This is a genomic window from Streptomyces sp. NPDC048331, from assembly GCF_043201215.1.
Classification (GTDB): domain Bacteria; phylum Actinomycetota; class Actinomycetes; order Streptomycetales; family Streptomycetaceae; genus Streptomyces.
The window spans coordinates 66,896-80,350 of the sequence record NZ_JBICYT010000021.1 but is presented as its reverse complement, the minus strand read 5'-3'; the positions used below and the strand labels follow the sequence as shown (position 1 = coordinate 80,350).

The following is a 13,455-nucleotide window of genomic DNA, read 5'->3' as shown; positions in this document are numbered from 1 at the left end:
CGGGCGTGCCTACGATGAATCCCGACCTGCCCGCACCCGCGTCCTCCCGGAGGCACCCCCATGACCGACCTGCACCCCTTCATCGCGGGGCTGCCCAAGGCCGAACTCCACGTCCACCACGTCGGCTCGGCATCCCCGCGCATCGTGGCCGAGCTCGCCTCCCGGCACCCCGACTCCAAGGTCCCCACCGACCCCGAGGCCCTCGCCGACTACTTCGTCTTCACCGACTTCGCGCACTTCATCGAGGTCTACCTGTCGGTGGTCGACCTGGTCCGCACCCCGGACGACGTGCGCACCCTCACCTTCGAAGTCGCCCGCGACATGGCCCGGCAGAACATCCGCTACGCCGAGCTGACCGTCACCCCGTACTCCTCCACCCGCCGCGGCATCGACGAGAAGGCCTTCATGGAGGCCATCGAGGACGCCCGCAAGGCCGCCGAGACCGAACTCGGCGTCATCCTGCGCTGGTGCTTCGACATCCCCGGCGAGGCCGGCCTGGAGGCCGCCGCCGAGACCGCCCGGCTCGCCGTCGACCTGCACCCCGAGGGCCTGGTCTCCTTCGGCCTCGGCGGCCCCGAGATCGGCGTCCCGCGCCCGCAGTTCAAGCCGTACTTCGACGCCGCCCGCGCCGCCGGTCTGCACAGCGTCCCGCACGCCGGTGAGACCACCGGCCCGGAGACGATCTGGGACGCCATCCGCGAGCTCGGCGCCGAGCGCATCGGCCACGGCACCAGCGCCACCCAGGATCCGGAACTGCTCGCGTACCTCGCCGAGCACCGGATCGCGCTGGAGGTCTGCCCCACCTCCAACATCGCCACCCGCGCGGTGACCGACCTGGACCTGCACCCGGTCAAGGACATGGTCGCGGCGGGCGTGCTCGTCACCATCAACAGCGACGACCCGCCGATGTTCGGTTCCGACCTCAACAACGAGTACGCGGTGGCCGCCCGCCTCCTCGACCTCGACGAGCGCGGGCTCGCGCAGCTCGCCAAGAACGCCGTCGAGGCCTCGTTCCTGGACCCGGCCGGCAAGGCGAAGCTGAGCGCGGAGATCGACGCGTACACCGCCGACTGGCTCGCGCGCTGACGCCTGCCCGACAACTGCGCCCCTGAGAATGGGGACATGAGCACTCTGACTGCCGTCGGCCACCGCGGCGATCCCTACCGTGTCCGTGAGAACACCCTGGCCTCGATCCGGTCCGCGTTCGCGCGCGGGGCGGACGCCGTCGAGATCGACGTACGGCTGACCCGGGACGGGGTGCCGGTCCTGCTCCACGACGAGACGCTCCAACGGCTGTGGGGCCACGACGTCCGCCTCGACGACGTCACGGCCCCGCAGCTGAAGGGGCTGACGCTGGGCGGGGTCCCCACGCTGCGCGACGCCCTGGCGGTCGCCGGGGCCGGCCGGCTGATGCTCGACCTGCCCGGCGCCACGCCGGAAGCGGTACGCATCGTGGTGGGCGAGGTCCGCGAGTGCGGGGCACGCGAGCGCACGTACTACTGCGCGGGCCCGAACACCATGCTGGCGGTCCGCGCCGCCGATCCGGGCGCGGAGATCGCGCTGACCTGGACCTCGCTCTCACCGCCGCGGCGGGCGCTGATCGACGCCATGGCGCCGCGCTGGCTCAACTACCGCTTCGGGCTGGTGAGTCGGGAGTTGGTGGACGCGCTCCACCGGGACGGCCTGCTGGTGTCGGCCTGGACCGCGGACACCCGTCGGACGATGAAGGGCCTCGTCGCGGCGGGGGTCGACTCGATCACCACGAACCGGTTGGACGCGCTGGCGGCCGTACGGGCCGGTCTCGGGCGGTGATACGGGCCTTCCGGGATGGCATCCGGGACGCCGATCCGCGGTGGCAGGACCTGGGCCTGACCCTGCTGGTGCAGCTGGCCGTCACGATGCCGTTCGTCGTGCCGCGGTCGCCCGATCTCCCTCCCGTGACCTGGGCCTCGTACGCGATGACCACGGCGGCCGTGCTGCCCTTGATCTGGCGTCGGCGGGCACCGGTGGGCGTCCTGGTGGCCATCCTGGCCCTCGGCGGGATCTACGAGGTCGCCGTCGACGGGCCCGGCCAACCGCTGCCGTACGCGGGCCTCATCGCCTTCTACACGGTCGCCCTCCGGTGCACCCTGCGGGTCCGGGCGGCGGTGGTGCTCGCCTCCCTGGCGCTGGTCGCGCTGTCGATGCGCTGGGAGACGGGGACGGCGCGGGAGCTGCTGTTCACGCTCTTCGTGTCGGCGGCGGCCTACGCCCTGGGACGGCTCCAGCACACGCGGCAGGCGTACACGGCGGCCGTGGAGGCCCGTGCCGCCGAACTGGAGCGGGCCAACCGGATCGAGGCGGAGCAGGCCGCCGCACGCGAACGGGCCAGGATCGCGCGGGAGATGCACGACATCCTCTCGCACGCGGTCAGCATCATGATCGTGCAGGCGGAGGCCGGCCCGGTGGCCGTGCGCAGAGCACCGGAGCGGGCCGAGGCGGCCTTCGAGGCGATCGCCGAGACGGGGCGGGAGGCGATGGCGCAGCTGCGCGCGATGCTGGGTGTGCTGCGCACCGACGAAGCCGCGCCCCGGAGCCCGCAACCGGGGATCGCAGGGCTGGCGGAGCTGGTGGACCGGGTACGGGCCGGCGGGCTGCGGGTGTCGTACGAACGGACCGGCGCGGTGCGCGAGCTGCCGGCCGCGCTGGAGGCGACCGTGTACCGGGTGGTGCAGGAAGCCCTGACCAACGTGGTCAAGCACGCCGGGGCCGCGGCGGCGGACGTCGTGCTCGCGTACGGACCGGGCACGCTCACGGTGACGGTCACGGACGACGGCCGCGGACCCGGGGGCGCCTCGGGCGGGCACGGGCTGATCGGCATCCGCGAGCGGGCGGCGGCGCACGGTGGCACGGCGTGCACCGGTCCGCGACCGGACGGGCGGGGGTTCTCGGTGCGGGTCGAGCTTGTAACCTCGCCGCTGGGGGTGGCGCATTGACGATCCGCGTGGTGGTGGCCGATGACCAGGAGCTGGTGCGCAGCGGCTTCGCGATGATCCTGGACGTCCAGGAGGACATCGAGGTCGTGGCGGAGGTCGGGGACGGCGCGGCGGCGGTGGAGGCGGTGGCCCGGCTCGCGCCGGACGTGGCGCTGCTGGACATCCGGATGCCGGTGCTGGACGGGATCGAGGCGTGCCGGACGATCTCGTCCGGGAGCGCGTGCCGCACGGTGATGCTGACGACCTTCGACTCGGACGAGTACGTGTACGAGGCGCTGCACGCGGGGGCGAGCGGGTTCCTGCTGAAGGACGTGCGGCGGGACGACCTGGTGCACGCGGTGCGGGTGGTGGCGGCGGGCGAGTCGCTGCTGGCGCCCTCGGTGGCGCGCCGGCTGATCGAGGAGTACACGGCGGTGACGGGGGCGGCGGCGCGGCCCGAGCTGTCGGCGGACCGGCTGGGGGTGCTGACGGCGCGGGAGCGGGAGACCCTGCTGCATCTGGGGCGGGGGCTGTCGAACGCGGAGATCGCGGCGGCGCTGGTGGTGAGCGAGCACACGGTGAAGTCGCACGTGGGGAACGTGCTGGCGAAGCTGGGGCTGCGGGACCGGATCCAAGCGGTGATCTGCGCGTACGAGACGGGCCTGATCGCGGCGGGTACTCCCTCCGGGGAGTGAGGAGGCGGCGTGTCGTCTCCCTCGCGCCGGTGAGTTGTCGTACCGGTGAAGACCCCTCTTGTCGGTGATCCGCAACGACCCCTGTGAGGGGGAGCATTGAGTCATCGGGGCCGCAGTGGTCCGGTGAACTCACAGGGGGATTGCGTCATGAAGGCACGCACGCGCACGCTGATCGCCGCCGCTCTGGTTCTGGGCATCGCGTCCGGACCCGTCGTCGCACACGCGGCGCCGGCTCCCGCCCCTGCGGGGGTCGTGACTCTCGCGCCCCACTTCTGCGCCCCGCCGAATGCCGCGGCGCTGGAACGGGCGATCGCCGGTCTCGGGCCGGAGAACAAGGACGCGACCGCCGCGGTGGTCCGGGTCGGGGGGACGAGCGGCGGCTGGCGGGGCGGTTCCGGTGTCGCGGACATCGTCACGGGGCGGGCGGCCGTCGAGCAGGGGCGGTTCCGGGCGGGGTCGGTGACCAAGACCTTCACCGCGGCGGTGGTGCTGCAGCTGGCGGCCGAGGGCCGGGTGGACCTGGACGGTCCGGTCCGGCGGTACCTGCCCGGGACCGTCCCCGATTCCTATGGGGCGGTCACCGTGAGGCAGTTGCTCAACCACACGAGCGGGATACCGGCTGCGGACGGCCCGGGCGACTCGTTCCAGGCGCAGTGGGAGCACCGCTTCGACGTGACCGATCCGCACGACCAGCTGGCCGATGCCCTGGCGAAGAAGCGGGAGTTCGCCCCGGGCACGGCCCAGCACTATCTGAACATCAACTACACCGTGCTGGGCGTGCTCGTGGAGAAGGTGACGGGAACCTCGTACGAGGAGGCGGTCGGGCGGCGGATCCTGAGGCCGCTCGGTCTGCGCCAGACCTCCTTCCCCTCCCGGACGCAGACGGGGATCCCCGGTCCGCACAACCGCGGGTACCAGGCGATCGTCGGGGCGGACGGCTCCCGGGAGCTGCGGGACGTGACCGAGTGGAACTCCTCGGACCGCTGGGCGGCGGGGGACATCATCTCGACCTCGGCCGATCTGGAGCGGTTCACCGGGGCCCTGTTCAGTGGGCGGGTCGTGCCGGCGGCCCAGCTGGAGGAGATGTTCACGGTCCCCCGGGTGAAGGACTTCACCGATGGCAGGAACGCCACGATGTCCGCGGGTCTGTCCAGGATCGCCCTGCCGGACGGCACGGTGGTGTGGGGCAAGTCCGGTAGCCGGTACGGGTACACCACGGGCATGGGCGCGACCCGGGACCTGTCCCGCACCTTGGTCTACTCGGTCAACTCCACGGATGCCAAGAGCCAGGACACGAACCCGGTGGCCCTGGGCATCGTGATGGCGGCCTTCGCCCGGTAGGCATCAGGCCGGCAGGGCCTCGAGGCGCTTGATCATGCGGCGCAGCACCAGCAGGGGGATCACCCCGAAGACGCCGAACGACATGTCGATGACGCTCCACCAGAAGGGGATGCCCCGGATCGGGCCGCATATCAGGGCCAGGGGTATCACTCCGGCGCAGGCGATCATGCCGGCTTCGACGATCCAGATGTTGCGGACCGGGTCGCGGTGGACCCCGTAGAAGAAGACGGCGATGACGAGGTGGGCGAAGGCGAGCCAGTCGGTTCCGTAGAGAAGGAAGGGGTAGTCGGCGTCGGCTCGCTCAAGTCCGTCGCCCACCCGTCGCAGCCACGCGTGGTCGATCAGGGCGTTGGCCCAACGGAGCTCGCTGACCAGGGGGAAGGCCGTGAGACCGCTGAGCACCAGGCAGATCAGGAACAGGGTCAACCAGGCACGGATCCGCCGCTGAAGGGCGCTTCTCTCGCTCATGGAAGGAAGCCTACGCCCATTTCTGAACACGTTCAGCCAAATTCCTGAACGTGTTCAACACCACCGTGGGGCGCTCGATCAGAGGCCGACGATCGCGTTCCAGCGCTTGGCGAGGGACCGGCGCTCGACGGAGGAGATGTCCCTGGCCACAACCAGCCGCTTGCGCATGTCGTCGTCCGGGAAGATCAGCGGGTTCTCGGCGAGTTCGGCGGTCTCCGGGTCGCCGGAGGCGGCCAGGACCTCCCGGGCCGCGGGGACGGGGCAGACGTAGTTGACGGAGGCGGCGAGGGAGGCGGCCACCTCGGGGACGTAGTAGTGGTCGATGAGTGCCTCGGCATTGGCCTTGTGCCGGGCCAGGTTGGGGACGAGCAGGCTCTCCGCCCAGAGTTCGGCCCCTTCCTCGGGGACGACGAACTCGATGTCCGGGTTGTCGGCCTGGAGTTGGATGGCGTCACCGGAGTAGGCCTGGCAGGCGAGGACGTCGCCCTTGCTCAGATCGGAGGTGTAGTCGTTGCCGGTGAAGCGGCGGATGTGCTTCTTCTTCACCATGTTCTCGACCTGGTCGCACATCCGGTGGAAGTCGGACTCGGTCCAGCGGGTCACGTCCACGCCGTCACCCTGCATCAGCAGGGCGAAGGACTCGTCCAGGCCGGAGAAGAGGGTGACCTTGCCCGCCAGGTCCGGCTGCCACAGGTCCTTGACCGACTTGATCTCCCGGCCGAGTGCCTTGCGGTTGTAGGCGATCCCGGTGATCCCCGACTGCCAGGGGACGGTGTGCAGCCGGCCGTCGTCGAAGGCGGGGGAACGCAGTTGGGGGTCGAGGTGGCGGCTCACGTGGGGCTGGGCCGAGCGGTCCAGCTTCTGGGCCCAGCCCAGGTGGACGAAGCGGGCGGCCATCCAGTCGCTGACCACGATCAGGTCGTGGCCGGTCTCCTGCCGGTTCATCAGGGCCGGACTGACCTTGCCGAAGAACTCGTCGTTGTCGTTGATCTCCTCGGTGTACCGGACCTCGATACCGGTCCGCTCCGAGAAGGCTTCCAACGTCGGGCGGCGCTCCTCGTCCTCCTCGTCGGTGTCGATGTAGAGCGGCCAGTTGGAGAAGACGACACTGCGGTCCCGCTCGGAACGGTCCGGACCCTCGCGCCCTTCCTCGGGAACGTAGGCGGCGGGCACGCCGCAGCCGACGAGGGCGGCCGACAGGCCCGCGGCACCGAGGCCGTACAGCGCAGAACGGCGGGAGAAGGCGAGTTCAGGCATGGGCCCAGCCTCGGCGAACGCGAGGGGGCGGGCAATAGACATGTTGTCTACTGCCCGCCCCGTCAACGCTGTGCTGTGATCGATGCGGCCGATCAGCCGTCGAGCGAGGTCATCACGTGCTTGATGCGCGTGTAGTCCTCGAAGCCGTAGGCGGAGAGGTCCTTGCCGTAGCCGGACTTCTTGAAGCCGCCGTGCGGCATCTCGGCGACGAGCGGGATGTGGGTGTTGATCCACACGCAGCCGAAGTCGAGGTTCTTGGACATCCGCATCGCGCGGCCGTGGTCCTTGGTCCACACGGACGAGGCGAGGGCGAACTCGACGCCGTTCGCGTACTCCAGGGCCTGACCCTCGTTCGCGAAGGACTGGACGGTGATGACGGGGCCGAAGACCTCGTTCTGGATGATCTCGTCGTCCTGCTTGAGGCCGGAGACGACGGTCGGGGCGTAGAAGTAGCCCTTCTCGCCGACCTGGTGGCCACCCGCCTCGACCTTGGCGTGGGCGGGGAGGCGCTCGATGAAGCCCGCGACCTGCTTGAGCTGGTTCGGGTTGTTCAGCGGGCCGTACAGCACGTCCTCGTCGTCCGGCTGACCCGTCTTCGTGTCCGCGGCGGCCTTGGCGAGCGCGGCCACGAACTCGTCGTGGATCGACTCGTGCACGAGCACACGGGTGGCGGCGGTGCAGTCCTGGCCGGCGTTGAAGTAACCGGCGACCGCGATGTCCTCGACGGCCTTGGCGATGTCGGCGTCCTCGAAGACCACGACCGGGGCCTTGCCGCCGAGCTCCAGGTGGACGCGCTTGACGTCCTTGGAGGCGCTCTCGGCGACCTGCATGCCGGCGCGCACCGAGCCGGTGATGGAGGCCATCGCCGGGGTGGAGTGCTCGACCATGGCCTTGCCGGTGTCGCGGTCACCGCAGATGACGTTGAAGACACCCTTGGGCAGCACCGAGTCGATGATCTCCGCCATCAGCACGGTGGAGGCCGGGGTGGTGTCCGACGGCTTGAGCACGACGGTGTTGCCCGCCGCGATGGCCGGGGCGAACTTCCACACGGCCATCATCATCGGATAGTTCCACGGCGCGACCTGGGCGCAGACGCCGACCGGCTCACGGCGGATGATCGAGGTCATCCCCTCCATGTACTCGCCGGCCGAGCGGCCCTCCAGGAGCCGTGCGGCACCCGCGAAGAAGCGGATCTGGTCCACCATCGGGGGCAGCTCCTCGCTGGCCGTGAGGCCCAGCGGCTTGCCGGTGTTCTCCGACTCGGCGGCGACGAGCTCGTCCGCGCGCGCCTCGAAGGCGTCCGCGATCTTCAGCAGGGCCTTCTGGCGCTCCGCGGGGGTGGTGTCGCGCCAGCCCGGGAAGGCGGCCGCGGCAGCGGCCATGGCGGCATCCACATCGGCCTGGCCCGAGAGCGGGGCGGTGGCGTACACCTCGCCGGTGGCCGGGTTGACCACCTCGGTGGTCCGCCCGTCGGCGGCGTCCTTGAACTCCCCGCCGATGTAGTTGCGCAGACGACGCAGTTCGGTGGTCACTACAGCCACACTCCTGATCACATGTCCAACGATTGAGACGTTTACCAAAGCCTAGCCCCTCGGCGGAGGCTTTCGACAGACCCGATGGCCACTACCTACGAAATCGGTGAGATCGGAGTCTCCAAACAACGGATTTCATCGATTCCGTCTTGCGGAACAGACGACCCTCGTGCACAGTGAGGTCGTGGTCAGTCGAAGCGCAGATTCCAGGAACAGACAACCGTCCCCTTCGGTCGATGCTGTGTCCCTGGCGATCATCGAGCAACTGCAGGAGGACGGTCGCCGTCCCTATGCGTCGATCGGCAAGGCCGTGGGCCTCTCCGAGGCGGCCGTGCGTCAGCGGGTGCAGAAACTGCTCGACCAGGGCGTCATGCAGATCGTCGCCGTCACCGACCCGCTCACCGTGGGCCTGCGACGCCAGGCCATGGTCGGCATCAACGTCGAGGGCGACCTCGACCCGGTGGCCGACGCGCTGACCGCCATGGCCGAGTGCGAATACGTGGTCATGACCGCAGGGTCGTTCGACCTGATGGTGGAGATCGTCTGCGAGGACGACGACCACCTGCTCGAAACGATCAACAAGAAGATCCGCACGCTCCCCGGCGTGCGATCAACCGAAAGCTTCGTTTATCTGAAGCTGAAGAAGCAGACCTACATGTGGGGAACTCGATAGCCCGTGAGCCAGGACCTCTCCAAGACCGCGTACGACCACCTGTGGATGCACTTCACCCGCATGTCCTCGTACGAGAACTCCCCCGTCCCCACCATCGTGCGTGGTGAGGGCACCTACATCTGGGACGACAAGGGCAAGCGCTACCTCGACGGGCTCGCCGGCCTCTTCGTGGTCAACGCCGGTCACGGCCGCAAGGAACTGGCCGAGGTCGCCTACAAGCAGGCCCAGGAACTCGCGTTCTTCCCGATCTGGTCGTACGCGCACCCCAAGGCCGTCGAGCTCGCCGAGCGCCTCGCCCACTACGCTCCGGGCGACCTGAACAAGGTCTTCTTCACCACCGGTGGCGGCGAGGCCGTCGAGACCGCGTGGAAGCTCGCCAAGCAGTACTTCAAGCTCCAGGGCAAGCACACCAAGTACAAGGTCATCTCGCGTGCGGTCGCCTACCACGGCACCCCGCAGGGCGCCCTGTCGATCACCGGTCTGCCGGCCCTGAAGGCCCCCTTCGAGCCGCTGGTCCCCGGCGCGCACAAGGTGCCGAACACCAACATCTACCGCGCCCCGATCTACGGCGACGACCCCGAGGCCTACGGCCGCTGGTGCGCCGACCAGATCGAGCAGGAGATCCTCTTCGAGGGCGCCGACACCGTCGCCGCCGTCTTCCTGGAGCCCGTGCAGAACGCCGGTGGCTGCTTCCCGCCGCCGCCCGGGTACTTCCAGCGGGTCCGCGAGATCTGCGACGAGTACGACGTCCTGCTCGTCTCCGACGAGACGATCTGCGCGTTCGGCCGTCTGGGCACGATGTTCGCCTGCGACAAGTTCGACTACGTGCCGGACATGATCACCTGCGCCAAGGGCATGACCTCGGGCTACTCCCCGATCGGCGCCTGCATCATCTCCGACCGCCTCGCGGAGCCCTTCTACAAGGGTGACAACACCTTCCTGCACGGCTACACCTTCGGCGGCCACCCGGTCTCGTCGGCGGTGGCACTGGCCAACCTCGACATCTTCGACAAGGAAGGCCTCAACCAGCACGTGCTGGACAACGAGGGCGCCTTCTTCTCGACGCTGCAGAAGCTGCACGACCTGCCGATCGTCGGCGACGTCCGCGGCAACGGCTACTTCTACGGCATCGAGCTCGTCAAGGACAAGAACACCAAGGAGTCCTTCACGGACGAGGAGACGGAGCGCGTGCTCTACGGCTTCCTCTCCAAGGCGCTCTTCGAGAACGGCCTCTACTGCCGCGCCGACGACCGCGGTGACCCGGTCATCCAGCTCGCGCCGCCGCTGATCGCCGACCAGGGCACCTTCGACGAGATCGAAGGCATCCTGCGCTCGGTGCTCACCGAGGCATGGACCAAGCTGTAACCGAGCCGTAGGCCGTCCCGGCTCCACTGGTCCGACCACCCGGCCCGGATCCTCCGTTCGAGTGAGAACGTGGGGGTCCGGGCCGTGTGCTGTCACCGTCCAAGACGTTCATCTCTTTACATCTCAGTGCGGCGCCAGTGACTTCGACCGGTTCCGCTTCGTTCCCTCAGACGGAGGTGTACGCCATGGTGGCTCCACCGGACAATGCCCCGCCTGACAATGACGTCCTGTGGGCTCGGTCCCTTCACTACTCCCACGACCGCTCCCCCGCCCTCGTCGACGTCTCCGTCGGTGTTCGTCAGGGCGAGATCCTCGCCCTGACCGGCCCCCGCGGCTGCGGCAAGACCACCCTGCTCCGCTGCCTGTCCGGACAGCTGCGGCCCCAGGAGGGCGAGGTCTGGTTCAACAGCCTGCCCGTGCACACCATGGGCCCTCTCCTCCGTGAACGGCTGCGCCGCGACCGCTTCGGCTGGCTCGGCCACGAGCCCCAGCTGCTGCCCGAGCTGAAGGTCTGGGAGAACGCCGCCCTGCCCCTGCTGCTCGCCGGGGCCTCCCACCGCAGCGCCCGCAAGGCCGCCTGCGAGTGGCTGGACCGACTCGACATCGCCGGCTTCGCCCGCAAGCGCCCCGGCGCCCTGACCCGTGCCGAGTGCCAGCGGGTCGCGCTCGCCCGTGCCCTGGTCAACGAGCCCGCGGTGATCTTCGCCGACGAGCCCACGGCCCCGTTGCACCGCACCGAGCGGGCCCTGCTGCTCCGTACGCTGACCACCGCGGCCCGCTCCCACGACATCACCGTGCTGCTGGCCACCCACGACGAGGCCACCGCGGCCGTCGCGGACCGCCGGATCGCCCTGCTCGACGGCCGCCTCGCGGGGGCCGCGGCCGCCGCGTCCCCCGTCGCCGACACCACGGAGGACCAGGTCGCGTGCTCGCTCTCCGCCTAGCCCGCGGTTCCCGTCCGCTCGTCCAGCTGCGGCGGCTCCTCGTCGCCGCGGCCTCGGCCGGAACCGGTTTCCTGCTCCTCTATGTACTGGCCGGGGCCGTGGCCCAACCCGCCGGATCGTTCCCTCGCCTGCTGTGGGCCCTGATCCCGCTGGCCGTCACCGTCCACTTCGCCGTCGTCGTGGCCCGGGCCGACCCCGCGACCCGACCCCGCGAGGGGCTCGACGCCGCCGGGCTGGGACCCCTTCGGCTCACGCTGGCCGCCGCGATCTCCACCGCCGTCGCCTGCGCGCTGGGCAGCGCCCTGGCCCTGGCCGTCTTCCTCCACCTGCGGGGCGAACTGGCGGGGCTGCCGTTCGACGGGACCGGGGCCGCACTGCTCCACGCGGACCAGCCGCTGCCGGTGGCCGCCGCCCTCACCCTGCTGGCCCTGATCCCGGTGACCGCCTCGGCCGCCACCGCCCTCGCGCTGCGCCCGCACCCGCCGCTGGCCCCCCAGGCCGGGCTTCCCTGGGGCATCGCGCTGACCGCCTGCGGGCTCGCGGCCTCGGCGTACGCGGGCCGCGGCGACGCCGGGACGCTCGTCGGCTGGTCGCTGACCGCGGTCGGGCTCGCCCTCGCCGGACCGGGGCTCGCCTACGCCTGCGGAAGCCTCGTCCAGGCCGTGCGCCCGGGAGCGCTGCGGCTGCTGGCCGGGCGGACCCTGCAGGAGGAGGCCCCGCGGATCGGCCCTCCGCTGGGCGTGCTCTGCTCGGTGGCCGCGGGCACCCTGACCGCGTTCGCCCTGCGCGACCGGGGCGGGCTGCCCGTCCCGCTGGGCCCGCTGACCTGGCCGGCCGTCGCCCTGGTCACCCTGTGCGCAGCCGCGACCCTGCTCACGTCCGTGGTGGAGGCCCGCCATGGACGGGAGCCCGGACGTAGGGCCCTGCTCGACCTGGGCGCCCCGTCCCACGTCCTGCGCACCGCCGCGAGTCTGCGGGCCACCGCGCTCCTGGCCGTGTGCGTACCGCTCAGCTGGGGTGTGGCGCAGCTGACGTCGCTGGCACTGACCCGCTGACCCGAGCAGCCCTTAGGGTGGGCCGAATGGTCAACCCAGACATCGAGATCGAGACGCTCGCCGAATTCGACCAGGTCGTGGCGCGCGGCTCGCTCAGCGGCTACCGGATCCAGTCGGTCAACCTGCTGGAGCGGACCTTCGCGCTGCTCGCCGCGGACACCTCGACGGCCGTGTTCCTGGGCTGTCCGATGGAGCCCGACGCGGCCGCGAAGGTCCGTGCCGACGGCGCGCTGGTCTTCCCTCCCGTACCGGACCTGCCGTTCAACCCGTACCGGGGCCTGCTCTACACGCCGGAGGAGCTCTTCACCGGGCTGCCCGACGGGTACGAGGCCACCCCGGACGCCGAGGCGTACGCCTGGTTCCAGGAGACCAGGTCCGACGGGGACGTCTTCTCCTCGATGCTCCGTTCCGTCCATGACGACGCCGTCTCCGACGCCCTCGACGAGCACCTCGCGGGCCGCCGGGTCGTCGGCGTGATGGGCGGCCACGCCATGGCCCGCGGCGGTACGCGCTACCGCGGTGCGGCCGAACTGGGCCGGGCGCTGACCCGGTCCGGGCTGACGGTGGCCACCGGCGGCGGCCCCGGTGCGATGGAGGCCGCCAACCTCGGCGCCTACCTGGCACCGGCCCCGGACGAGGCTCTCGCGGAAGCCCTGGAGGTGCTGGCCAAGGCCCCCTCCTTCGAACCGTCGGTGTCCGATTGGGCGGGCGCGGCTTTCGCCGTCCGCGAGCGGTTCCCCGCCGGCGGGGACTCGGTGGGCATCCCGACCTGGTTCTACGGGCACGAGCCGCCGAACGCCTTCGCCGGACACATCGCGAAGTACTTCGCGAACGCCACCCGCGAGGACGGTCTGCTGGCCCGCTCGAACGCGGGCGTGGTCTTCCTGCCGGGCGCCGCGGGCACGGTCCAGGAGATCTTCGACAACGCCACGCCGAACTACTACGAGTCCCGGGGCGAGCCGACCCCGATGATCCTGGTCGGCCGCACCCACTGGACCGAGCACCTGCCGGCCTGGCCGCTGCTCCGGGCACTGGCGCGGGGCCGTGCGATGGAGTCCCGGATCGCGCTCGTCGACTCGGTGGACGAGGTCCCGGACGTCCTCGCGTCGATGAGCTGAGCCCGGGAAGCAACTTTCCGGCCCGTTCTGACGTCTGGCAGAGGTACGCAAAA

The 13,455-nt window shown here is 70.6% G+C and carries 13 protein-coding genes; 10 read left to right on the top strand and 3 right to left on the bottom strand.

Annotated features, from left to right (window positions below):
- Positions 1-60: 60 nt before the first annotated feature.
- The 5 genes from ACGFYY_RS27290 (at position 61) to ACGFYY_RS27270 (ending at position 4,990) form a co-directional block, all read left to right on the top strand.
- On the top strand, positions 61-1,086 hold the full coding sequence (locus tag ACGFYY_RS27290) for an adenosine deaminase (protein ID WP_393713247.1): 1,026 nt from the start codon (positions 61-63) through the stop codon (positions 1,084-1,086).
- 36 nt (positions 1,087-1,122) lie between these two features.
- A complete protein-coding gene (locus ACGFYY_RS27285) occupies positions 1,123-1,812 on the top strand; it encodes a glycerophosphodiester phosphodiesterase (protein ID WP_393713245.1) in 690 nt (229 codons plus the stop codon).
- Positions 1,813-1,898: 86 nt separating this feature from the next.
- The gene (locus ACGFYY_RS27280) at positions 1,899-2,975 is read left to right on the top strand and encodes a sensor histidine kinase (RefSeq protein WP_393713334.1); all 1,077 of its coding nucleotides are present in this window, start codon (positions 1,899-1,901) and stop codon (positions 2,973-2,975) included.
- The gene (locus tag ACGFYY_RS27275; RefSeq protein WP_365264698.1) at positions 2,972-3,649 is read left to right on the top strand and encodes a response regulator transcription factor; all 678 of its coding nucleotides are present in this window, start codon (positions 2,972-2,974) and stop codon (positions 3,647-3,649) included. Before ACGFYY_RS27280 ends, ACGFYY_RS27275 begins: the two co-directional genes overlap by 4 nt.
- A gap of 147 nt (positions 3,650-3,796) precedes the next feature.
- Positions 3,797-4,990 carry a serine hydrolase domain-containing protein gene (locus ACGFYY_RS27270; RefSeq protein ID WP_393713243.1) on the top strand — a complete coding sequence of 398 codons (1,194 nt, stop codon included), beginning with the start codon at positions 3,797-3,799 and terminating at the stop codon, positions 4,988-4,990.
- A gap of 3 nt (positions 4,991-4,993) precedes the next feature.
- On the opposite strand, the gene ACGFYY_RS27265 is transcribed toward ACGFYY_RS27270, so the two are convergent.
- From ACGFYY_RS27265 to ACGFYY_RS27255, 3 genes are all read right to left on the bottom strand, one after another.
- Positions 4,994-5,458 carry a hypothetical protein gene (locus tag ACGFYY_RS27265; protein ID WP_393713241.1) on the bottom strand — a complete coding sequence of 155 codons (465 nt, stop codon included), beginning with the start codon at positions 5,456-5,458 and terminating at the stop codon, positions 4,994-4,996.
- Between the two features lie 78 nt (positions 5,459-5,536).
- Positions 5,537-6,715 (bottom strand): PotD/PotF family extracellular solute-binding protein, encoded by a 1,179-nt coding sequence (locus ACGFYY_RS27260; RefSeq protein WP_393713239.1) that lies wholly within the window; start codon positions 6,713-6,715, stop codon positions 5,537-5,539.
- A 92-nt stretch (positions 6,716-6,807) separates the two neighbouring features.
- A complete protein-coding gene (locus tag ACGFYY_RS27255) occupies positions 6,808-8,247 on the bottom strand; it encodes a gamma-aminobutyraldehyde dehydrogenase (RefSeq protein WP_393713237.1) in 1,440 nt (479 codons plus the stop codon).
- Between the two features lie 169 nt (positions 8,248-8,416).
- Here ACGFYY_RS27255 and ACGFYY_RS27250 point away from each other — a divergent pair, with 169 nt between their 5' ends.
- The 5 genes from ACGFYY_RS27250 (at position 8,417) to ACGFYY_RS27230 (ending at position 13,402) form a co-directional block, all read left to right on the top strand.
- Entirely contained in the window at positions 8,417-8,920 is a 504-nt protein-coding gene (locus tag ACGFYY_RS27250) for an Lrp/AsnC family transcriptional regulator (protein ID WP_007266859.1), read from the top strand.
- Between the two features lie 3 nt (positions 8,921-8,923).
- Positions 8,924-10,285: an aspartate aminotransferase family protein gene (locus tag ACGFYY_RS27245; protein WP_365264685.1), complete on the top strand. Its 1,362-nt coding sequence runs from the start codon at positions 8,924-8,926 to the stop codon at positions 10,283-10,285.
- Between the two features lie 185 nt (positions 10,286-10,470).
- Complete coding sequence (locus tag ACGFYY_RS27240; protein ID WP_393713233.1) at positions 10,471-11,229, top strand: ABC transporter ATP-binding protein; 759 nt, start codon at positions 10,471-10,473, stop codon at positions 11,227-11,229.
- Positions 11,211-12,284 carry a hypothetical protein gene (locus ACGFYY_RS27235; protein ID WP_393713231.1) on the top strand — a complete coding sequence of 358 codons (1,074 nt, stop codon included), beginning with the start codon at positions 11,211-11,213 and terminating at the stop codon, positions 12,282-12,284. Before ACGFYY_RS27240 ends, ACGFYY_RS27235 begins: the two co-directional genes overlap by 19 nt.
- 26 nt (positions 12,285-12,310) lie before the next feature.
- Positions 12,311-13,402, top strand: coding sequence for an LOG family protein (locus ACGFYY_RS27230; RefSeq protein WP_393713229.1), 1,092 nt, complete (start codon positions 12,311-12,313; stop codon positions 13,400-13,402).
- Positions 13,403-13,455 lie beyond the last annotated feature (53 nt).

What these genes read in the sequence shown, in the direction of transcription:
- ACGFYY_RS27290 (WP_393713247.1), top strand. Translation starts at nt 61, where the DNA reads ATGACCGACCTGCACCCCTTCATCGCGGGGCTGCCCAAGGCCGAACTC.
- ACGFYY_RS27285 (WP_393713245.1), top strand. Translation starts at nt 1,123, where the DNA reads ATGAGCACTCTGACTGCCGTCGGCCACCGCGGCGATCCCTACCGTGTC.
- ACGFYY_RS27265 (WP_393713241.1), bottom strand. Translation starts at nt 5,458, where the DNA reads ATGAGCGAGAGAAGCGCCCTTCAGCGGCGGATCCGTGCCTGGTTGACC.
- ACGFYY_RS27240 (WP_393713233.1), top strand. Translation starts at nt 10,471, where the DNA reads ATGGTGGCTCCACCGGACAATGCCCCGCCTGACAATGACGTCCTGTGG.
- ACGFYY_RS27270 (WP_393713243.1), top strand. Translation starts at nt 3,797, where the DNA reads ATGAAGGCACGCACGCGCACGCTGATCGCCGCCGCTCTGGTTCTGGGC.
- ACGFYY_RS27230 (WP_393713229.1), top strand. Translation starts at nt 12,311, where the DNA reads ATGGTCAACCCAGACATCGAGATCGAGACGCTCGCCGAATTCGACCAG.
- ACGFYY_RS27260 (WP_393713239.1), bottom strand. Translation starts at nt 6,715, where the DNA reads ATGCCTGAACTCGCCTTCTCCCGCCGTTCTGCGCTGTACGGCCTCGGT.
- ACGFYY_RS27280 (WP_393713334.1), top strand. Translation starts at nt 1,899, where the DNA reads ATGCCGTTCGTCGTGCCGCGGTCGCCCGATCTCCCTCCCGTGACCTGG.